The following is a 21,993-nucleotide window of genomic DNA, read 5'->3' on the forward strand; positions in this document are numbered from 1 at the left end:
AGTCTACTTTGCTGGAATTCCAGCCCGAGCAAGCGGCAACGCAACCCTCCCGGTCGCTGTCCAAGCAGCGGCCGTGAACGCCGGGTTATCCTCGGACTAGCGCCTGCCGCTTTTCGCATCGCCCAGACCGCATCGACCGGACCCGCATCTCCACCCCCGCATGCCCATTGCCTTCGCCCGCCAACTCACCGGACCGGAACGCTCCCAGCGGGCGGACCGGCATCTGGGCCTTCTGCTGGCGACGGTGGCGGGGGCGTTGAACGCTGGTGGGTTTCTGGCGGTGCGCCAGTACACCTCGCACGTGACCGGCGCGGTGTCGTCGATGGCGGACAACGTCGTGCTGGGCGACTGGGCCTTGGTCGTCGATGCCGTGGCCGGGGTGGTGTCCTTCCTGATGGGGGCCATGACTTGCGCGCTGCTGGTCAACTGGGCCCGCCGACGGCAACTCCACAGCGAATACGCCACCGCCCTGCTGCTGGAAGCCGTGCTGATCCTGGTGTTCGGGCTGATGGGCGCGCAGCTGGCGCACAACGAAGCGCTGTTTGTGCCGCTGACTGTCGTGCTGCTGTGCTTCATCATGGGTCTGCAGAATGCGGTCATCACCAAGGTTTCGAGCGCCGTCATCCGCACCACCCACATGACGGGCATCGTGACCGACATGGGCATCGAGCTGGGCAAGATGCTCTATCCCAACCGGTCCGCCTCGGACCAGCCTCCCGTGCGTGCCAATCGAGATCGACTGGCGATGCTGGCGGGCTTGCTGGCCTGCTTCCTCGGCGGCGGCGTGGCCGGTGCGTTCGGTTTTCAGCGGCTGGGCTACCTCTCGACCGTCCCGCTGGCCGTGGTGCTGGCCACGCTGGCGCTGGTGCCGGTGCTGGACGATGTCCGGGCACGTTGGCGGCCGACGCATTGAGGGTCTGACGCGACGCACCGAAACCCTGGCCGGGTCCACTGACGCGCATCATCACAACCTGCGCGAGAGCGGTTTCGCCCGCGCCTGCTCCCATGTGGTCTTCTCCCCTCAACCCGGCCAGCCACTCCCCCGCGCACGATCCTGCACAGCTGTGGGACACGTCGGCCAACGCAGTCTCCGCAGCCGCCAGCGGCTCGGTGGACCTCCATCATTGCAGCGCCGCCATCCAGGCATGCGGGCGTGAGATCGAAGAGGCGCAGCATCTGTCCCAGGCCACGAAGACCGGGGCCCTGCGACTGCTGCACACCCTTGGCACGCAAGGAACTGTGCAGGTCCCTGAGGGCGAGGAGCAACGCAAGCAGGCCGTCGCCGTCCAGTGGGCGATGGAGCGCACCTTGCCTGGGACCGAGGTCATCATGACACCGGAGCTGGCGTCCCCGTTTCGCACCCTGGGCAAGCCGGGCGTCGACCAGGCACAGACTGCCCGCCTCGACGCCTTGAAGTCACGTTTCCATCGCATGCAGCCGCTCTACCTGATCTTCTGCCACGAGGGAATCGCCTCGCGCCCGGACAATGCGGTGTACTCCGACACGATTCTCAAGCCTGCACAAAGGGCGGGCCTGCCTTTGTACGAGATTTGGCTGAGCGGCAACAGGAACCACTTTCCTCATGCGCTGAGCGGCGCTTTCATCCTCTCGCCCAACAGCTCGGAGCCCGCCATCTTCGCCATCCGGGCCGCCCAATTCGACAAAACGCAGCCTGGCGCCGCCCTGAACCTGTGGTGGGCGCAGGCACCGGCCCGTTCGGGCTCTGCGGTGCCTGCCGCCGGCGACCCGTCCCCGGCGAAGGCCGCCCGCCTCAGTGATCCTCACATCAGCGAGGCCTTGAGTGACGTGCTGCTGGACTGGAGCAGTTACCTGGAGAGCCAGAGCCAGCAACAGATCACCGAATTACTGGGCCCCGATGCGGCCATGATGACGAAATGAGCGGGCGGGGATAGATGCCCTGCGGCCCGGCGCACTGACGCGTGGGGCCGGGGCACTCAGGGCCATCCTCACCATACGCGCGACGCCATCGCGCTTTCGTCTCTTCTATGTGGATCGCACCCTCCTCTTCCGCCTCCTGCGCCTCGCCGTCAATACGCGACGATCTCGCTCACGCGCCCCCGACCGATTCAGCGGCCCGTGATGGCCTGCAAACGATCGCTCAGGCTGAAAGAGCAGCGCTGGCGCGCCTGCGCCGCCTCGGCGGAAACACTGATGTCATCACATCATGCGTTCATCGTTTGGGATCGAGTTTGAAGCCGCTCCCCCTTACCACCGTTCAGGTTGCTCTCCACATGCTCTGCGAGCTCGCGGAGTGTGGTCAGGCGGTGGTGCACGCAGGCGATGCGGAGGGTATGAGAGCCGCTGAAGCCGTTCTGTACGCCATGGAACGGGTCATGCCGGGCACAGAGTTGATCATGGCCCCGGATCGTCCTCGCCCCTTGCGCAACATTGGAGATCCGGATGCTTCACAGGAAGACCGAGCCCGGGCGGAAGCTCTGCTCGGCCGAGTCATGCGGAATTCCCCGCTGCACCTCGTCTTTTGTCATGACGACAAAGTCACTTTGACGCAGAAGCTGGCTTACTCGCTGGAGTTTATTCGTCACGCAAATACCAGGACGGATGGGAGACGCGACCGGGCTCAGCCCTTGAGCCAGGAACTCGTGCACACATTCGAGCAGGGGCTGACCCAGAACTACACCAAACCGGCTGGAGGCCACCGGTCACCTGTCCGTGAGCCAACGCAACACGTCTTGTCCGTGTCGCGATCCGAGTTCCCGCAGGATCTCCATGGCGTGCTGATTCTGAAGGACGGGTGGCCAGACGTTGAAGTGTTTGCCATGCATTCGGCGCGAACACACCCGACGGGTTCGTCCAGGTCGCTGGTACTGCGATGGGCACAATCTCAATGTCCTTCGCAGGCGGGGACCGGCACGCCATCCAGCCAGCAAGACGATACGCCGACGGTAGCCAGTGATGTGGCCGATCCCGCTCTCAAGTGTGTGCTGGAAAAATGGGCATCCCTTCTTGCCAAGCATGGGGAACAAGACCTAAGCGCAATGCTGGTCAGGGAGTGATGCGACCTGAAGTGAAGTCCGAGGACCTCCTCGTTCAAGCTTGGTGAACTTCGTTGAAGCTCGTTCACTGGCGCACAGCGCACTGCTCTTCAGCGTCGGATCACTCAGGGCCATAGTCGTAACCTGCGCGCGACGACAGCCGCACTTCCGAACCTTCCATGTGGATTCCGATCGCCTCTTCATGTGCGTCTTCATGCGCGTCTTCATGCGCCTCTTTGACCGACGCCGATCTCGCGCACGCGCCGCCGTCCGACCCAGCGACCCGTGACGGCCCGCAAACGACCGCTCAGGCTGAAGAAGCCGCGCTGGCGCGCCTGCGCCGCCTCGACGCGAACAACGATGTCATCCAATCGTGCTTTCAGCACCTGCGGGGGACCAACAATCACCTCAGCCGGCCCATTCTCCATGTTGCATTCGAGATGCTGTGCGAACTCGCGGAACGTGGAAAGGTGGTGGTGCCGCCAGGCGACGACCTGCGGATGGCGGCGGCGCAGGCCGTTCTCTGGGTCATGGAAGAGTGCATGCCCGGGGCTGAGTTGATCATGGGGCCGGATCGTCCGAGCCCGCTGCGCACCCTTGGAGACCCCGACGCCACGGCGGAAGATAAAGCGCGCGCCAAGATGTTGCTGGGGCGCCTACGAAGGAATTCCGAATTGCATCTGGTTTTCTGCCGTGACGGCGAAGGCACAGTGGCTCAGGCGAAGGCCTACACACCAGAAATCCGTCGCAATGCGATGAACCCGTTCAACCTCGGAAGCGCACCGGTTCGCAAGCGGCGGCAACCGCAGCCCGCTCCTCATGTGCCGAGGGAGCATGTGGTGTCAATGTCGCGGTCGGCATTTCCGCAGCATCTCAGCGGTGTACTCATCATGGACAGTCAGTGGACTGAGGCGGCGTTCTTTGCCATGCATTCAGTGCCGGCCAACCTCACTGGCGCATCCAGATCGTTGGTGCTCAGGTGGGCACGAGGCCATTCACCGTTGCAAGCTCCGGCCAGCCCGCAGTTGAGCCAGGGCCGTCCAACGCCGATGGTGGCAAGTGATGTCGCCGATCCCGCATTCAAGCTTGTGTTGCAGGAATGGGCGCACTTTCTCGACAAGATTGGGGCGCAGGACGTGAGCGCGCAACTGGTCAGACGCTGAATGAACCGCGCCTTGAATCACCGCCCCGCCCACGACCAGCCACACTGCCAACAGCAGCGCCAGCCAGAGCGGGCCTGCGCCTGAGCGCCTGACCGCACTTACTTGGGTGCCCAGCCCCAGGGCCGCCATGGCCATGGCCAGCAGCAGCGTGTCCAGATCGGCCAGGTCGGCGGCCAGACGCGCCGGCGGCGTCCACCAGGAATTCATCAGCACCACGCCAATGAATCCGAATGCGAACCAGGGGATGCTCACCGCCCGCCAGCGGGGCTGGCCCGCAGGCGCGGGACCCGACACAGCCGCGGCCCGCGCTTCGCCTTGCACACGAGGCCGTCCCACCGCCCTGGCTTCCCAGCGAGCCACCAGCACGCTCAGACCCAGCAGGCAGGGCGCCAGCATCATCACCCGGACCATCTTGGCCATCACCGCAGCATTCGCGGCTTCCGCACTCATGCCGCGTCCGGCCACCACCACCTGAGCAACTTCATGCACCGTGGCACCGGTATAGAGGCCGAAGCCCTGGTCGCCGCCGGGGATCCACCCGAGCGCCTGATTCCACTGATACAGCCATGGATAGAGAAACATGGCCACCGTGCCAAACACCACCACGGTGGCGATGGCCGGTGCCACCTGCTCCTGCCGCGCCTTGACCACCGGCGCCGCCGCCAACACCGCCGCCGCGCCGCAGATGGCGCTGCCCGCGCTGATCAGCAGCGCCTGCTCGCGCTCCAGCTTCAGCCACCGCCGTCCGACCCAGGCGCCCAGCAACAAGGTGGAGCTGAGCACCAGCGCGTCGGTGACGAGGCCGGCCGCCCCCATCTGACCAATGTCCTGCACCGTCAGTTTCAGGCCATAGAGCACGATGCCGAGCCGCAGCAAGGTCTGCCGGCTGAACTGCACACCGGGCTCCGCGAGGCTCGCCACCCGCGCATAGCCGGCGTGCCCCGCCACCATGCCCAGCACGATCGCCAGGGTCAGGACACTGAACCCGTGCGCCTGCAGCCAGGGCCATTGCCCCAGCGTCCAGGCCAGGCTGGCGAGTGCCAGACAAAGGATCAGTCCGGGTAACAGCGGACGCAGCCGCAGCCAGGGGGCTGGACGTGGGGGGACGGCAACGGGCAGAGAGAACGACATGGGAGCTACCGGGAATGCGGTCAACCACAGGGGCCACCGCCAGAAAACGGGGCAGTTCCTATCGGAAGCGCCTTGTGCCCGCACTGTAGGCAGCTCGTTCCTGCCGGTCCAACAGGTTGTTTGTGTAATATCGATCTAACGAATCGCTATAACGGCAGGTGGGGACGAACCACAGTCACCACCGCCTCCGCCATGGACGTCCTCCGCCTCACCCTCCGCCAGCTCCAGATCTTCGTCGCCGTGGCCCACACCGGCAGCACCACCGCGGCCAGCGAGGCCATTGCCTTGTCCCAGTCGGCCACCAGTTCGGCGGTGAATGAACTGGAACGCATGCTGTCCCTGCGCCTGTTCGACCGCTCCGGCAAGCGGCTGCTGCTCAACGACAACGGCCGAGCCTTGCTGCCGCGCGCACTGGCCATGCTCGACGCCGCAGCCGGCATCGAGCAAATGGCGCAGGCGGCGGGAGACCAACTGCAGTCGCTGCGCATCGGCGCCAGCACGACGCTGGGCAACTACGTGCTGCCGGGCCTGCTGGCGCGTTTCCTGCGGCCGCAGCCGCCTCGCAGCGCCAGTGCCTGGCGCTCACGGGTGGTCATCGGCAACACCGCGGCGATCTGCGACGCGGTGGCTGCCTTCGACCTGGACGTGGGCCTGATCGAAGGCCCGAGTCACCAGTCGTCGCTCGCGGTGACGCCATGGCTCAAGGACGAGCTGGTCGTGGTGGCCGCCGCGGACAGCCCGCTCGCCCGGCGCAGCGCGGCCGGAGAGAAGATCGCGCTGCGGGAACTGCGCGAGGAGGTGTGGCTGCTACGCGAGCCTGGTTCCGGGACCCGCGAGTCGACGGACCAGGCGCTGCTGCCGCATTTGAATGCCTACCGGCGCTGCATCGAACTGGGCAGTTCGGAGGCGATCAAGCACGCGGCGGCGGAGGGGCTGGGGGTGAGCTGCCTGTCGGCCTGGGCGGTGCAGGAAGCGCTCGATGCCGGCCGCCTCTGCCGCCTGCAGACCACCCTGCCCCGCCTGCTGCGCCAATGCCATCTGGTGGTCCATCGCGACAAGCAGCCGACGGCCGCGCTACAGGCCTTCGTAGGACTGCTGCTGAGCCAGGACGGGACCGGTCGGGAGGCGGAGCGGGCCTGATAGGCCTTCAGCGGGCGTCAAATGTCCGCAGCGGACCGAACCCCGGGCCGAAGCGCCTTCAGCGATATTCAGCCAGATTCAAAGCACCTCAGCGAGCCCCTCCCCCAGATGGGAGTTGCGCTGCCTGGGCCGGTCACAAGTCTGCACAGGTGCGCTACGCTGAGGCTTTTCTTCTGCCCGCCCGTGCCCCATGGCCTTCGACACCTGCCGCCACCTTCGCACCAGCCTGCTGGACCTTCACCGCACCTTGGTCACGCTGGAGCGCCGCGACTATGAGAAACGCAACGGCCCGCTCGGGGCGGGCGACTTCCTGCAAGTGATGGCCTATTCCGACGACATGCGCTGGCTGGATCCGCTCAGCCGGCTGATCGTGATGCTGGACGAAGCCCTGGACGGCAAGGGCGATGCGGACCTGACGCCATTGCCGGTGGCGCAACGTGCGCGCGAACTGCTGGCGCTGGACCGGGACAGCACCCTGCCGTTCATGGTCCGATACATGGCCCATTTCGACAGCTGCCCCGACCTGGTCGAAGCGCATGCCCGCGCGCTGTCGGCGCTCAAGGCTGTCGGCACGACGGCACCTGCCGCCTGATCGCCGGGCCGCCCCGTCAGCGGCACCAACGGCGCCACCAGAGCGAGCGGCTACCGCCGCAGCCGAGGCGCAGTCAACCATACAGCGGCGCCAGCGCATCAGCCGGCGCCCAGCCCCTTACTTCCCCGCGTCCAGCGGAAAGTGCACGCAGCCCAGCCGCGCCGAGATGTCCCGGCTGGCGTCCTGCAGCATCTGCACCACCTCCGGCGCCTTGACCTCGTCGTAGCGGAAGGTCGGGAAACTCACACTCATGCCGGCAATCGGCTGCCCGAGCCGGTCGAAGATGGGCACGCCCAGGCAGCGGATGTGGTCGTCGAATTCCTCGCGGTCTTCGCCAAAGCCCTGCGCCTTCACCCGGTCCAGTTCCACCTGGAAGTCGTTCAGGTCGGTGATGGTCTTGTCGCGAAAGCGCTTGAACTCGGCGCCGGCCAGGATGCGCTGGCGACGGTCGGGATGTTCCCAGGCCATCAGCACCTTGCCGATCGCCGTGCAGTGCAGCGGCGCGCGTCGCCCCACCCGGGAATACATGCCCAGCATGTGGCGCGAATCGACCTTGTGCACGTAGATGATCTCGCTGTCGATCAGCGTGCCCAGGTGGACCGTCTCGCCGGTGGCGTCCGCCAGCATCTGCATGTGATGCTTGGCCAGGTCGACCAGGTCCGGATACTGCAGCGCCTTGGCGCCCAGCTCGAAGGTCTTCATGGCCAGCCCGTAGCGCTCGCTGTCCGACTCCTGGCGCACATAGCCCAGTGTCTTCATCGTCTGCAGGAAACGGTAGACAGTGGCCTTGGGCATGGCCAGGCGCACCGACAGTTCCGAGATGCCCGTGTCGCTGCGCTCGGACAAGGCTTGCAGGATGGCAAACACCTTGAGTACGGCGGCCACCGACTCGGGCTGCTGCTTGCCATCGTTCAGTTCGTCATCCATGCGCGGTGTGTCTGGTCAAAGAAGGGATTTCACCACAGTCGACCCGCGCCCGCGCCCTGGCGAACACGGGTGGCGACTTCAGATGTGGGGGCTGGGCGCCACGCGTACGGCGGGGTCCAGCCCACCGGCTGCAAAGTGACCGGCTCGGGCCCGGAGCCGGCGGCCCATACCGCCGCCAGGTCCACCGGCTGTCCGTTGATCATCGATCCATGGTCCTCGAAGCGCTGCCCCTTGAGCACCCGCAGCACCTGGCGCGGGGGCACCGTCGCCGGCAGCTCCCAGGCATTGGCCTCGCTCAGCAGGCGCGATTCATAGCCGATCCCCAGCGAATAGGTGTAGCCCTCCGGCTGCTCCGCCCGCACCACGTACAGATTGTTGGCCACATGCACCTGGCCGTAGCGGACCCGGGGCGTGCGCTCCTTCACCGCTTCCCAGAGGTTGTGGTGCAGCGTCACCCGCAGCCTTCCACGGTCCTCGCGGTGGTTGTCGCTGCCGCCGATCAGCATGGTCTTGTCGTGCTGCCGGAACAGGTTCCAGGACACGGTCACACGATCCGATTGCCGGGTGATGTCCAGCAGCCCGTCGTGCCGCTGCAGCGGGCGGCCCAGCACGATCGGTTCACTACGGTCCGGCCGCTGGCCGTCATCGAAGCTGCAGTGGTCGACCCAGACCTGATCCGCCTCGCGCAGGGACACCGTGTCGTACTCGGAGTTCCACTCCCCGTGGCCGTTGTCCTGCGGGTCCCAGGCCGGGAAATAGTCGTAGGCATCGGAGAAGCGCAGGTTGCGCAGAATCACCTGCCGCACCCGCTCCAGCATCAGGGAGCCACCATCAAAGCCGGCATCCGGCGTGATGCCGATCACCGTGGTGTTGGAAGGAATCCGCACCATGACCTGCGCCGCCTGTTTGCGGGCGGAGCGGCGGCGGGCGTCTTCCAGCGGCCCCTCCGGCGCGCGACGTCCCCAGGTGGCCGGGTCGTAGGCTTTGGCGAAGGACTCCAGGTCGAAGGCCGGATCGCGGAAGGCGTCGATGCCCAGCGGGCGTCCGGCCGCATCGGCGGCCAGGTCGATGCGGCCCGCCACGGCGATGATCTTGGGCACGTCGCCCAGCGCCACGGCGGCATCGAGCTCGCTGCGCGTGCGGACCCAGCGGATGGCGTCGAGACCGGCCTGGGCACCCCCGCGGGTGCCGTCATCGATGGAGGCCCAGCCATCGCCGTCCGGCAGGCGCTCGAAGGCCGCCAGGGGCAGCGCCTGGTTGCGATGCTCCGCCATGCGGTTGGCGCCCTGGCCGTCGGTGCTGAAGGGCCTGCGGGCCGTCGACGCAGCCCAGCCGGTGAGATGCGGGCCCAGGAGGTTGTCCCTCAGCACCGCCTGGCCGTTGGGCACGGCGGGGCCGGGTTGCCAGGTCCCCGGGGTGACGCCCCGGTCCCAGGCGCGGCCCAGGCTGATGCTGACGGGCGGGACGCCGGGTTCGGCCAGCCATCGGCTGCGCTGGATGAGGAAGCCGTACGGCTCGTCCTGCGGCGTGCTGGGGGCGATGACATGACCGCCGTTGCCCGCCTGGCGCCGACCGGCCCGGCTGACGATCAGGCTGTCGTCGATCACCAGGGTGGCGCCGCCGAAGATGAAGTCGACATCGCCGCGGATCTCGCTGCGACGCACCAGCACCCGGCCGGGGCGTCCCGTGGCGCGCTCCGCCTCGAAGGTGTCCTGGTGACCCAGGAGTCGCACCTCTTCCAGCTGAAGTCGGTCGCCCCGGGTGAACAGCGCCACGGCCTGGGCGCCGCCCTTCTCGCCGGCGCCTGGCGGATAGCCCTCCCCGGCGCGGACCGCGTCCATGGCGTCGTTGGCGATGGTCAGTCGCTGGAGCTGGACGTCGTCGGTCAGCAGGGTCACGCTGGCGCTGCCGGGGGTGCCGTAGGTGGGGGGGCTGGTTGAAACGATGGTCGCTGCACCCGTCGCTGCTCCCGTCGCAGCCGCCCCTGGCCCCAGGGGCGCTGCGGTGCCCAGCGGCACCTGGCAGCCGTCCGGCAGCGCCACGCGGCGCACCTGCTCGGACACTTCCTGCCGTTCCGCCTTCGTCGCGGAGGCCGGCATCGGCCGCTCCAGTCCGGCATATCGGCTGGCCACGATCACCACGTCCTTGGCGTCTCCGAGTCCGTACAGCCGGAACGGTGCCTTGCCTTGCACGCACACGGCTTCGCGGTAGACGCCTGGGCGGATGAGGATGTTAATGCGTCGCCCATCGCCGCCCGCAGCAGGCAGGGCCTCCAGCGCGGCCTGCACGCTGCGATGGGTGCCGCTGCCGTCAGCGGCCACGATGAAATCGGGGCGGAGTCGGGCGGGATCGCCCAGGTCGGCGGGAGTCCAGTCGCCAAGGTAGCGCGCCAGCGTGTACTGCGCCGCCGCCTGCTCGTCGAGTTGCGGACGAGCGGCGGCCCGTGGGTCCGGCTGGCCGGCGGGCGGTGGAGCGTCCCACGGAGCGCTACGGGATGCGGCGGGCGCGACTGCTGGCGTCGTTCCCGGTGAGCTCGCGAGAGGCGCTGCCGCGGACGCTGCCGCTGATGACACCGACGATGTCGGCGCAGTCGCTGGAGGCGAAGGATATGCAGCGGTCGCCCCAGTGGCCGTCGTTGCAGCCGTTGCAGGCGATGGCGTCGTTGCCGCGTTTCCTGCTGCTGTCGCCGAGGATGCAACCCCCAGCGCCACGAGCATGGCCGCCGCGCACCCAAGCCGCGCCACCGCAGGACCCAACGCAAGGCCCATCGATCGCCCCGCCAGCCGCAGCTCCCGCGCCGATCCCCGCGCCTGCGCCCCGCCGTCCGCCCGCATCACAGATCCGCCAGGTACAACGCTGGCTCCCCTTCCGCATCCGCGCTGAAGAGCACCTGCCGCTCGTCGGGCGTGAAGGACGGATGTGGATGGGTCACCTGCCGGTTGCCCTTGTAGACCCGCCAGCTGCTGTCGTGCCGCGCCACCTTGCGCTCGGTGCCGGCCTTCATGTCGAAGACATGCAGGTAGGGATCGGTCTTGATCTGGTGGCTGCCGGTGTCGGCCACGTCGGCGGGCGAGTCGCAGCCGTCGCCAATCAGCAGGCTGCCATCGTGGTTGCTCATCAAATGGGAGCACGGCGGCATGCGCATCAGTCGTCGGGACTCGAGCGTCACCGGATCCAGCGAGCAGATCCACCGGTCGCGCTGGCCCTTGAGATAGGACACATAGATCATGGCCGATCCGTCCGGCACCCAGAATTCGTGGGTGCAGCTCTCGCCCGGGTCCTGCTGCCGGCCGCAGCGGATGTGGGTGCCGTCCTCATTGATGAACCACATGCGCGCATCCACCAGGTCATGCGGGCCTTCGTGGCAGTAGGCCACGGTGTGGTCATCGAAGGGGCGGTATTGCGGATGCCCCAGCCAGCCCTTCTGCTCCAGGATGACCTCCCGTTCCCCCGTCGCCAGGTCGATGCGGATCAGCCGGCAGCGCGGCTTGGCATGGAACATCTGATGGAACTTCTGCCAGTCACTCAGCGGGAACCAGTCACTGGCGGCGATCTCGATGCCCACCATGCGGGTGCAGGATGAATTGGCCACCCAGGTGCCATACCCGACCCAGCCCTCCGGCACCCGATAGACGACTTCCTCGCTCAGGTCGGCCAGCGACAGCCGGATCAACTGCCGCTCGGCCCGCACGAAGTACAGATGCCGGTCGTCCGGGCTGAGGAAGCCGCCGAAGGTGTTTTCCCCCGGCTGGTCGGTCAGTTGCGTGGCCACCTGGCTCTGCAGGTCCAGCAGGTGATAGTTCCAGCTGCTGCCCGGACCGAACTCCGCGCCGAAGATCAGCCGCTGGCCGTCGTTGGTGAAGGCCTTCTGGTAGAAGTAATTGCGATGGCAGGTGACATCGGTCGGCGTCAGCCGGGTGACGCGGGCGCCAGTGTCCGGGTCCTGGCGGGTGACGAAGCGGAGTTGACGTTCGGTGGCTTTCATACGGTCTTCACGCGGCGGCGCGTGTCTTCACTTGATGCGTTGCAGCAGGGCCTGGCCCTCGGTCACCAGACGGTGCGCGGCGGCTTCGTCGGTGGTCTTGCGGTAGGCGACGGTCTCGAAGACCTCGCGCATGAATTTGTGCAGCCGGGCATGCTCGAAGAGCGGTGCGGGCCGGGTCAGCCGGCCGGCCAGGCGCTGCTCGCGGATCTGCTCATGCGCCGCCAGCTCCAGTGGCGGTACCCCGGGGCCGCTTCGCAGCTGCTCGAAAGGCCCGCGCGCCGAGGGCAGCCCCCGCGTGCGCCCCAGCAGCGATGCGGCTTCCAGGTCAGTCAGCAGGAAGTTCACCAGACGCGTGGCTTCTTCCGAATGCCCACGGGTGCCGGCATGCCGGCTCACGGCATACATCACCGTCGGCCGACCGAACATGCCGCTTTCCTGGGCGCCGGGCAGGGTCGGGAATTCGCCCAGCGTGAGGCGCTGCTGCTTGTCCAGCGTGGAGGACCGCAGGCCGATGACGGAGTCCCAGGTGTAGTTGCCCGCCCAGCGTCCGTTGACCCAGTCGGGCTGCTGCTCGGTGGGTTTCTCCGCACCGCCCAGGCTGGCCCGCAGCGGCAGTGGCGTGGCCACATGCTCCTGGATCAGGCGACGGTAGATGCGCACCCAGTCCAGCGCTGCCGCGTCGCTCATGGCGACCCGGGGCTGGCGCGGGTCGACATACGGCGTGCCGTGCTTCTGCTGCACCCAGGCCTGGGACAGCAGCATCATGTCGTAGAGCTCCCCGTCCAGCGGATAAGCGTCTTCGCCCAGCGCCTTGCGAAACGCCGGGCCGGTGGCGAACAGTTCGTCCCAGGTGGTGGGCAGCGCCAGGCCGGCCCGCTGGAAGGCAGCTTCGTTCCACAGCATCACCCGGGCGCTGAAGGACACTGGCACGGCATTGAGCTTGCCGGCCACATCGCCGTACGCCAGGTCCTCCGCCTCCAGCTGGCTCAGGTCCAGCAGGGCCTTGTGCTGACGCAGGTCGAAGAAGCCGTTGCCCCGCTTGCTGAACATCGCGAGCCAGGCCCAGTTGATCTGCATGACGTCCGGCTCGGAGCCGCCGGCAATCTGGGTGGTGAGCCGCTCCAGATAGCCATTGAAGCCCATGTACTCGGCCTTGACCCGCACGCCATAACGACGCTCGAACAGGGCCAACGCCTTGAGCGTGGCTTCGTGGCGCCCTGCCCCGCCCCACCAGGCAAACCGCAGCACCCGCGGCTCCTGCGCCTTGAGGAAGGCCGGTGCCAGGGCCAGGCCAGCGCCAGCGGTTACCGCAGCACCGGCGGCCGCGCCCAGCAGTTGTCGACGGGTCGTGCTCATGCGAGCAGGCTCACGCCGGTGTCAGCGTCGAAGAGGTGGGCGGCCGACATCTGGGCATGCAGCGTGACCGGATCGCCGCGTTGCAGGCCTTGCAGCGGCAGGGCCTGTTCCGCCGGGATGCGGGCGGTGAGCACCAGATCGCCCAGGTCCACATGCAGATAGACCTCGGAGCCCATGTGCTCGCTGAATCGCAGCCGCGCGGCGAGCGGTTCGCTGTCCCCATGCGGGCGGGGGGCGAGCGTCAGGTGTTCGGGGCGCAGGCCCAGGGTCACGGCACCGTCTGCGCGCTGGGCCAGGCCACCCAGCGCCGCCACTCGGGCGGCGGGCAGTCGCAGCCGCGTGCCGCCGAGCTGCACGGTCAGGCCGTTGTCGGTGGCTTCGAGGCGGGCGGGCAGCAGGTTCATTTCCGGGGAGCCAATGAAGCCCGCGACAAAGGCGTTGGCAGGACGCTCGTACAGCGCCGTGGGCGTGTCGACCTGCTGGATCACCCCGTCCTTGAGCACGCAGATGCGCTCGCCCATGGTCATGGCTTCCACCTGGTCGTGGGTCACGTAGACGGTGGTGGCGGGCTGGTCGCTCTCGCGCAGGGTGCGGTGGAGTTCGGTCAGGCGCACCCGCATGGCGGCGCGCAGCTTGGCATCGAGGTTGGACAGCGGCTCATCGAACAGGAACACGTCCGGCTTCTTGACGATGGCCCGCCCCACGGCCACCCGCTGGGCCTGGCCGCCAGAGAGCTGCTTGGGATAACGGTCCAGCAGATGCTCCATCTCCAGCAGGCGCGCGGCGTGGCGCACACGCCGGTCCAGCTCGGCGGGCGGCGTCTTGGCCAGCTTGAGGCCGAAGGCCAGGTTGTCGTAGACCTTCATGTGGGGATACAGCGCATAGTTCTGGAACACCATCGCAATGCCGCGCTCCTTGGGCGCCAGGCTGTTGACGGTCTTGTCCCCGATGCGCAGCTCCCCGGCCGTGATGCTTTCCAGCCCCGCGATCATGCGCAGCAGCGTCGACTTGGCGCAGCCGGACGGGCCGACAAACACCATGAATTCCCCGTCACGCACTTCCAGGTCCACACCGTGGACCGCCTTGAAGCCGTTGGGATAGGTCTTCTCGACCTTGTTCAGCGAAAGTCTTGCCACCTGTCTCTCTCCAAATGCTTTTTTTGTTGGGGCGCGTTGTGCGGGCCGGGGTCGGTGCCGATGGGGCCGGCGTTGCCGGTCAGCCCTTCACCCCGGACGAGGTCGCGCCCTCGATGAAATGCCGCTGCGCAGCGAAGAACACCGCCACCGACGGAATGAGGGCCACCACCGAAATGGCAATCACATTCGCCCATTCCACTTCCTCGGTCGCGCCAATGCTCATCTTCAGCGCCAGCGACACCGGGTATTTCTCCACCGAGGCCAGATAGATCAGCGGGCCCATGAAGTCATTCATCGTCCAGATGAACTGGAACACCACCACGGAAATGATGGCCGGCTTGAGCAGCGGCACGATGATGTGCCAGAGCAGTTGCCAGGCATTGCAGCCGTCGATCTGGGCGGCCTCTTCCATGTCCCGCGGAATGCCGCGCAGGAACTGCACCAGCATGAAGACAAAGAAGGTGTCGGTAGCAAAGGCCGAGGGCACGATCAGCGGCAGGTAGGAGTCCAGCCAGCCGATCTCGCGGAAGACCAGATACTGCGGCAGGCGCAGCACGATCAGCGGCAGCATCATCGTGGCGATCATGATGCTGAACAGCAGCTTGCGGCCCCAGAACTCAAAGCGGGCGAAGGCGTAGGCCACCATCACGCAGGAGATCACGGTGACGATGATTCGCGGAATCGTGATCAGGAAGCTGTTGAGGAAATAGGTGGCGAAGGTGTATTCGGTGCTGGTCTTCCAGCCTTTGGCATAGGCATCGAAGTCCAGCCGGCTGGGCCAGAAGCCGGCCGAGCTGAAGATCTCCGAATTGTTCTTGAACGACGCACCCACCAGCCACAGCAGCGGATAGAGCATCACCACCGCCACCACACCCAGCGCCGCATAACGCAGCCAGGGGTTGCCCTGGTCGCGCACCAGCACCAGCGGTGCGGCCGCGCCGCGTGTCTCGGTCATCTTGCTTGTCTCCCCCGGGCGTCCGGGATCTGCCTGCACGCGGCTCATCGCTTCTGCTCCTTTTCGCCGGAGTAGAAGACCCAATAGCGGGAACTCCAGAAGGACAGCAGCGCCAGGCCGCCGACCAGGGCAAACAGCACCCACGACAGCGCCGCGCCGTAGCCGAGATTGAAGAACCGGAAGCTCTGGTCGTAGATGTAGAGCGCCAGCACGTAGGTGGAGTGCAGCGGCCCGCCCTCGGTGATCATGTAGGGGCCGTTGAATTCCTGGAAGGCATGGACCATCTGCATGATCATGTTGAAGAAGATCACCGGGGTGATCAGCGGCACGGTGATCTTCCAGAATTGCTGCATCTTGCTGGCGCCGTCGCATTCCGCGGCTTCATACAGCGAGATCGACACGTTCTGCAGCGCCGCCAGGAAGATCACCATGGCCGACCCGAACTGCCAGGTGAACAGCAGCACGATGGTCCACATGGAATAGTGCTCGTCCGCCAGCCAGGGAATGGGGTCGATGCCAAAGCGGGCCAGCACCAGGTTCACCAGCCCCTGCCGCGCAAACACAAAACGCCACAGCACCGCCACGGCAATGGAGCCGCCCAGGATGGACGGGATGTAAAACGCCGCGCGGAAGAAGTTGATGCCGCGCAGCTTGAAGTTCAGCACATGCGCAATGAACAGCGCAAAGCCGACCCGCAGCGGCACCGCCAGCGCCGCAAACAGCAGCGTCACACCGAGTGACTTGCGAAACAGCGGATCGTCCGTCGCCAGCTCGCGATAGTTCTGCAGCCCGACGAACTGGGGTGGGTCGATCAGGTCGTATTGGGTGAAGCTGAGCGCGAAGCTCATCACGAAGGGGAACAGCTTGAACAGCAGCACGCCCAGCACAAATGGCAGGACGAAAAGGAACCCCAGTTTCTTGTTCTCGTACACGCGGCCTCCCGTTGTCTCATCGGTCGGCCTGCGCAGGCCCGGCCATCCGCCGTCCCTGCGCAGACGCTCGCATCTGGACCGGCGCGACCCTCAGGCCTGCACCGGCATGAACAGACGCCGCGCCCTTGTTGTGGTGGTGAGCGTCGGCGTCCGGCATGGCGATGCGAGCCTAACGTGCGAGCCAGCCCCCGTCGACGGCCACGGTGTAGCCATTGACGTAGTCCGACGCCTTGGATGCCAGGAAGACGACCGGCCCGGCCAGATCGTCCGGCACGCCCCAGCGGCCGGCGGGAATGCGCTCCAGAATGGCGGCATTGCGGGCTTCGTCCTGGCGCAACGCGGCGGTGTTGTTGGTGGCCATGTAGCCCGGCGCAATCGCATTGACATTGATGCCGTGCGACGCCCACTCATTGGCCATCAAACGGGTGATGCCCATCACGCCACTCTTGCTGGCGGTGTAGGACGGCACCCGCACGCCGCCCTGGAAGGACAGCATCGACGCCACGTTGATGATCTTGCCGCCGCTGCCCTGCGCCAGGTATTGCCGGGCCACCGCCTGCGAGAAAAAGAACACCGTCTTCAGATTCAGGTTGATGACGTCGTCCCAGTCCTGCTCGCTGAAGCGGATGGCGTCCTCGCGGCGGATGATGCCGGCGTTGTTGACCAGGATGTCGACCCGCCCGGTCAGCGACCGCGCCTCGGCCACCAGGCCTTCGATGCAGCTGATGTCGCCGAGATTGGCCCGCAGGTCCAGAAAACGCCGCCCATGGGCCTGCACTTCCGCCCGGGTCTGCACCGGGTCCGACACATTGACACCGACGATGTCGGCACCGGCCTGCGCCAGCGCCACCGCCATGCCCTGCCCCAGGCCGGTGTTGCAGCCCGTGACAATGGCCACGCGACCATCCAGCTGGAATTGATCCAGGATCATGTTGAACATTCCTTCGATTGAACCGATGAATAAACCGACGGGAGGAGCTTCGTGAACGGCACGAAGCTCAGCGCAGCGCCGTCATCGGCACGTGGTCCATGTCCTTGAACACCTGGTTTTCTCCCACCATGCCCCAGATGAAGGTGTAGGCCTGGGTGCCCACGCCCGAGTGGATGGACCAGCTGGGGCTGATCACCGCCTGTTCATTGCGCACGACCAGGTGCCGCGTCTGGGTCGGCTCGCCCAGCATGTGGAAGACCACCGCGTTCTCGGTCATGTCGAAGTAGAAATAGACCTCCATGCGGCGGTCATGGGTGTGGGTGGGCATGGTGTTCCACAGGCTGCCGGGCTCGAGCTGGGTCATTCCCATCAGCAGCTGGCAGGTGGGCAGCACGTCCGGCACCAGGAACTTGTAGATGGTGCGGCGGTTGCTGGTCTCGGGCGAGCCCAGCGTTTCCGGCGAGGCCTCGGCCAGCGTCACCTTGCGGTGCGGATAAGCGGTGTGCGCCGGGGCGCAGTTGAAATACAACTTGGCCGGCTGGCTGCTGTCCACACTCTTGAATTCCAGAATGCGGGCGCCCTGGCCGATGTAGAGTGCCTCGCGCGGGCCGACATCGAATTGCTGGTCGTCCACCAGCACGCGGGCGGCGCCGCCAATGTTGATCAGGCCCAGTTCCCGGCGCTGCAGGAAGAAGTCGGTGCCGGTGTGCTTGCCCAGTTCGGGCGCGAAGGTGACGGGACGGGTCACCGGCATGACGCCGCCGACGATGATCCGGTCGATCTGACTGTAGGTCAGGGTGGCCTGGTCCGGCAGGAACATGTCTTCCACCAGGAAATGGCGGCGCAAGCCTTCCGTATCCAGGGTGCGGGCGTGTTCACTGTGCAGGGGTTGGCGGATGTCCATGCTTGTCCTCGGTATTGATGCCAGCCATGCGCGCAGACACCCCAAAACGGGGCCGGTCTGCGGCTTGATGGGGCGAAGCGTAAGCGTCCGCGCAAACTCACGAAACTATGGTTTCTATCTAGTGAACCGCCGTTTCATTTTTCTGCGATGGGGCTATAGTTGCTCGCATCCACTGGTTACACCGCTGTCTCATGAACCCCTATTTCGACTCTGAGGCCACGCCCTGGACTGACCTGGGTGACGGCATCCGCCGCAAGATCGTCGGACACACCGAGCAGCTGATGTCGGTGCTGGTGCAGTTCGACCAGGGCGCCATCGGCACGCCTCATGCGCATGAGATCCACGACCAGATCGCCTACGTGATCCGCGGCTCGTTTGAATGCGACGTCGGCGGCATCAAGAAGGTGCTCAAGCCCGGGGACGCCTTCGTGGCGCCCCACGGCTGGCAGCACGGCGTGGTGGCGCTGGAACAGGACAGCACGCTGCTGGACCAGTTCTCGCCCCGCCGCGACGACTACCTCTGAGGCGGCGTCCCGGTCCGGTCCTTCGCGTCCGGACCCGCCGGGCTAACGCCCCTCCCCGCAGTATCCGAAGTAGTAACCGCAGTACCGAGGCGGCGCCGCACTGCAGCGGCGGCCGCTCCGTGCCTCGGCGCCCTACGTGCGCCCGTGACTGACCAAGCAGCCACCAGAGCGGCGGGCCAAGATCCCGCCCCGGTGGCAGAAGAACCATACGGAGACAAGTCATGCCCCAACACCTTGGGAACCGCCTCGGGACGACAGCGTCCACCTCCCGGGAGGCTCGTGCCACCCAAGCCTCCGGTGCGGCCGTGCTGGCCGCCCATCGTGACAACGGCCTGCTGCCGCCGTCCCGCCTGACGCCGCTGCTGGCCTGCCTGCTGGGCACGGCCGTCCTGCCCGGATGGGCGCTGGCCCAAGCCCAGGCACCCGCCGCGCCAGGCACTGCCGCCTCCGCGCCGGCCGATGGGAGCGACAGCGCCAAGTCCCTGGACACCGTGGTCATCACCGGCATCCGCGCCTCGCTGGAAAGCGCCCTCAATGCCAAGCGGCAGGACCGCGGCATCGTGGACGTGGTCAAGGCCGAGGACATCGCCAAGTTCCCCGACACCAACCTGGCCGAATCCCTGCAGCGGGTGCCGGGCGTGGTGATCGACCGTGACGCCGGCGAGGGCCGCAGCATCACGGTGCGCGGCCTGGGCGCCGACTTCACACGGGTGCGCATCAACGGCGTGGAGGCCCTGGCCACCACTGGCGGCACGGACAGCTCCGGCGGCGCCAACCGCTCGCGCGGCTTCGACTTCAACGTCTTCGCTTCGGAGCTGTTCAACAGCATCACGGTGCGCAAGAGCAGCTCGGCCGATGTGGATGAAGGATCGCTCGGCGCCACTGTCGATCTGCAGACGGCCCGCCCCTTTGACTTCAACAAGCGCGTGATCACCACCTCGGTCAAGGGCCGCTACAACGACCTGTCGCAGAAGACCGACCCGCGCATGGCCTTCCTCTACAGCGACGTCACGACGGACAAGCGCTTTGGGGTGCTGGTCTCCGCGGCGTACTCCAAGCGCCGTCTGCTGGAAGAGGGCTTTTCGACCGTGCGCTGGGACAACGGCCCCTCCTCCGGCGGCTGGTGCTCGCCGATCGGCGTCTCGCCGCTGAACCCGACCACGACGGCCACCACCTGCGGCCCGGCTGCGCAAGGCGTGCCGCGCCTGCCGGCCTCCGCGGGCGCCACCGCCGCCTACAACGCCGCCAACAGCGCCGACAACTTCCACCCTCGCCTGCCGCGTTATGGCCGCCTGACCCATGACCAGGACCGCCTGGGCGTGACGGCCTCGATCCAGTTCAAGCCTTTCGAGAAGACGCTGATCACCGGCGACATGCTCTACTCGAAACTCAAGGCCACCCGGCAGGAAGACTTCCTGGAAGCCATTTCCTTCAGCCGCACCGCCAGCCAGGGCGGCAAGCCGCAGACCAGCGTGGTGGACGCGCAGTACGACAGCAATGGCGCGCTGCTCTACGGCAAATACAACGGCGTGGACATCCGCGCCGAATCCCGCTTCGACAGGCTGAGCACCGAATTCACGCAGCCCAGCCTCAAGATCGACCAGGAGATCACCGACCGTCTGCGCCTGACGGCTTCCGGCGGCCGCGCCGAATCACGCTTCCGCAATCCGGTGCAGACCACGGTGACGCTGGATGCGCTGAATGTGAACGGCTATGCGCTGGACTTCCGCGGCAATGACCGTCTGCCAGTCATCTCCTATCCCTTCGACCCGGCCGCCAGCACCAACAACCCGCTGACCATCGTCGGTGTGCCGCGCACCAGCGGCAGCCAGGCGACGACTGTCACTAACACCACCACCAGCGAAATCCGCATCCGTCCGCAGGGCGCCAACAACCGCAATGACGTGGGCCATGTGGAACTGGCCTGGGACTGGATTCCGGACACGGTCACGCTCAAGGCCGGCGCCGATTACAAGCGCTACACCTTCGACACCTACGAATTCCGCCGGGTCAACCAGAACGACACCATCTTCTCGCCGACCAACGGCATGAGTGGCCTGACGACGATGCTGACCGGATTCGGCCGCAACCTCAGCCTGCCGGCCGGCACCGCCACGTCCTGGGTCATTCCCGACCTCAATGCCATTGCCGCCGCCTACGACATCTACTGCAATTGCATCAAGAGCGGCCCGGCGGGCGGCCCGGGTGACTTCACCCTGTCGTCCATCACCAACGGCAATGCACGCGGCAACAACCGCAAGGTCTCGGAAACCGACACCGGCGGCTTTGTACAGGCGGACTTCGACACCCGCGTGTTGGGCATCCAGGTGATGGGCAACGTGGGCGTGCGCTATGTGAAGACCGAGCAGGAAGCCACCGGCTACCTGGCCAGCGGCGGCGGCACGGAAGTGGTGGTGGGCCAGAGCTACAAGGACTGGCTGCCTTCGCTGAACGTGTCGGCCAACCTGACCCGCAACCTGGTGGCGCGTTTTGCAGCGGCCAAGGTGATGGCCCGTCCCCAGCTGGGCAACCTGAATCCAGGCGGCACCATCAGCACCACCGGCACGCTGTCGATCACCAGCGGCAACCCCGGCCTCAAGCCCTTCCGCGCCAAGACCTTCGACGGCAGCCTGGAGTGGTACCACGGTCGCAATGCTTTCGTGGGCATCGGTCTGTTCCAGAAGAACATCGACACCTACATCCAGAGCCTGCGCACCAACATTCCCTTCAACGCGACGGGCCTGCCGCTGTCGCTGCTGCCTTCCAACTTCACCGGTGAAGAAGTCTTCCAGGTCACCTCGCCGATCAACACCCCTGGGGGCAAGCTGCGCGGCATCGAGCTGAATTTCCAGCAGCCCTTCAGCTTCCTGCCCAGCTGGGGCAAGAACTTCGGCACGGTGCTGAACTACACCTATGTGAAGAGCAAGATCACCTACCTGGTCTCGCCCACCAGCAATGCGGTGATCACCGACGACCTGCTCAACATGTCGCCGCGGTCCTGGAATGCCACGCTCTATTACGACGATGGCACCATCAATGCGCGGGTGTCGGCCTCCCGTCGTTCGTCTTTCCTGACCCGCGTGCCGGGCCAGAACAACAACGACGTGGAAGGCAAGAATGCCTCGACCAATGTGGACGCCTCCATCAGCTACAAGTACAGCGACCGGCTGAGCTTCACGCTGGAAGGGGTCAACCTGACCAACGAGGTGAATGACCAGTTCATCTCTCGTGCCCGCAACAGCCCGGTGGTCTACAACGTCACTGGCCGCGAGTATCTGGTCGGCATGGCCTACAAGTTCTGAG

At 66.4% G+C, this 21,993-nt stretch carries 17 protein-coding genes; 7 read left to right on the plus strand and 10 right to left on the minus strand.

Features of this window, described 5'->3' with window-relative positions; translation table 11 throughout:
* Nucleotides 1-160: 160 nt before the first annotated feature.
* The 3 genes from DES44_RS12430 (at nt 161) to DES44_RS12440 (ending at nt 3,035) form a co-directional block, all read left to right on the plus strand.
* A complete protein-coding gene (locus DES44_RS12430) occupies nt 161-913 on the plus strand; it encodes a YoaK family protein (protein ID WP_058935207.1) in 753 nt (250 codons plus the stop codon).
* 92 nt (nt 914-1,005) lie between these two features.
* Nucleotides 1,006-1,899, plus strand: a complete 894-nt coding sequence (locus DES44_RS12435) for a hypothetical protein (protein WP_058935208.1) — start codon at nt 1,006-1,008, stop codon at nt 1,897-1,899.
* Nucleotides 1,900-2,006: 107 nt separating this feature from the next.
* The gene (locus tag DES44_RS12440; RefSeq protein WP_147307065.1) at nt 2,007-3,035 is read left to right on the plus strand and encodes a hypothetical protein; all 1,029 of its coding nucleotides are present in this window, start codon (nt 2,007-2,009) and stop codon (nt 3,033-3,035) included.
* 974 nt (nt 3,036-4,009) lie between these two features.
* Here the strand turns inward: DES44_RS12440 and DES44_RS12445 are convergent.
* On the minus strand, nt 4,010-5,308 hold the full coding sequence (locus DES44_RS12445) for a YeiH family protein (RefSeq protein ID WP_083525598.1): 1,299 nt from the start codon (nt 5,306-5,308) through the stop codon (nt 4,010-4,012).
* A 192-nt stretch (nt 5,309-5,500) separates the two neighbouring features.
* Between DES44_RS12445 and DES44_RS12450 the strand changes: the two genes are divergently transcribed.
* Together DES44_RS12450 and DES44_RS12455 are read left to right on the plus strand one after the other, a co-directional pair.
* Nucleotides 5,501-6,448: a LysR family transcriptional regulator gene (locus DES44_RS12450; RefSeq protein ID WP_058935210.1), complete on the plus strand. Its 948-nt coding sequence runs from the start codon at nt 5,501-5,503 to the stop codon at nt 6,446-6,448.
* Between the two features lie 190 nt (nt 6,449-6,638).
* Nucleotides 6,639-7,040: a hypothetical protein gene (locus tag DES44_RS12455; RefSeq protein ID WP_058935211.1), complete on the plus strand. Its 402-nt coding sequence runs from the start codon at nt 6,639-6,641 to the stop codon at nt 7,038-7,040.
* Between the two features lie 117 nt (nt 7,041-7,157).
* Here the strand turns inward: DES44_RS12455 and kdgR are convergent, their stop codons facing one another.
* The 9 genes from kdgR to kduI form a co-directional block, all read right to left on the minus strand.
* Nucleotides 7,158-7,967 (minus strand): DNA-binding transcriptional regulator KdgR, encoded by an 810-nt coding sequence (gene kdgR / locus DES44_RS12460; RefSeq protein WP_058935212.1) that lies wholly within the window; start codon nt 7,965-7,967, stop codon nt 7,158-7,160.
* A 29-nt stretch (nt 7,968-7,996) separates the two neighbouring features.
* Nucleotides 7,997-10,288, minus strand: a complete 2,292-nt coding sequence (locus DES44_RS12465) for a pectinesterase family protein (RefSeq protein ID WP_058935213.1) — start codon at nt 10,286-10,288, stop codon at nt 7,997-7,999.
* 512 nt (nt 10,289-10,800) lie between these two features.
* Nucleotides 10,801-11,952, minus strand: a complete 1,152-nt coding sequence (locus DES44_RS12470; RefSeq protein ID WP_058935215.1) for an oligogalacturonate lyase family protein — start codon at nt 11,950-11,952, stop codon at nt 10,801-10,803.
* A 27-nt stretch (nt 11,953-11,979) separates the two neighbouring features.
* Nucleotides 11,980-13,308 (minus strand): ABC transporter substrate-binding protein, encoded by a 1,329-nt coding sequence (locus DES44_RS12475; protein ID WP_058935216.1) that lies wholly within the window; start codon nt 13,306-13,308, stop codon nt 11,980-11,982.
* Nucleotides 13,305-14,444 carry an ABC transporter ATP-binding protein gene (locus DES44_RS12480; protein ID WP_058935217.1) on the minus strand — a complete coding sequence of 380 codons (1,140 nt, stop codon included), beginning with the start codon at nt 14,442-14,444 and terminating at the stop codon, nt 13,305-13,307. The genes DES44_RS12475 and DES44_RS12480 overlap by 4 nt, the downstream gene beginning before the upstream one ends.
* Nucleotides 14,445-14,523: 79 nt before the next feature.
* Nucleotides 14,524-15,399, minus strand: coding sequence for a carbohydrate ABC transporter permease (locus DES44_RS12485; protein WP_058937421.1), 876 nt, complete (start codon nt 15,397-15,399; stop codon nt 14,524-14,526).
* Nucleotides 15,400-15,443: 44 nt separating this feature from the next.
* A complete protein-coding gene (locus DES44_RS12490; RefSeq protein ID WP_058935218.1) occupies nt 15,444-16,331 on the minus strand; it encodes a carbohydrate ABC transporter permease in 888 nt (295 codons plus the stop codon).
* A gap of 169 nt (nt 16,332-16,500) precedes the next feature.
* Nucleotides 16,501-17,262 carry a 2-dehydro-3-deoxy-D-gluconate 5-dehydrogenase KduD gene (gene kduD, locus DES44_RS12495; protein WP_058937422.1) on the minus strand — a complete coding sequence of 254 codons (762 nt, stop codon included), beginning with the start codon at nt 17,260-17,262 and terminating at the stop codon, nt 16,501-16,503.
* A 67-nt stretch (nt 17,263-17,329) separates the two neighbouring features.
* Nucleotides 17,330-18,166 (minus strand): 5-dehydro-4-deoxy-D-glucuronate isomerase, encoded by an 837-nt coding sequence (kduI, locus tag DES44_RS12500; RefSeq protein WP_058935219.1) that lies wholly within the window; start codon nt 18,164-18,166, stop codon nt 17,330-17,332.
* A gap of 191 nt (nt 18,167-18,357) precedes the next feature.
* Here kduI and DES44_RS12505 point away from each other — a divergent pair, with 191 nt between their 5' ends.
* On the plus strand, nt 18,358-18,690 hold the full coding sequence (locus DES44_RS12505; protein ID WP_058935220.1) for a cupin domain-containing protein: 333 nt from the start codon (nt 18,358-18,360) through the stop codon (nt 18,688-18,690).
* 221 nt (nt 18,691-18,911) lie between these two features.
* Complete coding sequence (locus DES44_RS12510) at nt 18,912-21,992, plus strand: TonB-dependent receptor (protein WP_083525600.1); 3,081 nt, start codon at nt 18,912-18,914, stop codon at nt 21,990-21,992.
* Nucleotide 21,993 lies beyond the last annotated feature (1 nt).

Source organism: Roseateles depolymerans (assembly GCF_003387155.1).
Lineage (GTDB): Bacteria > Pseudomonadota > Gammaproteobacteria > Burkholderiales > Burkholderiaceae_C > Roseateles > Roseateles depolymerans.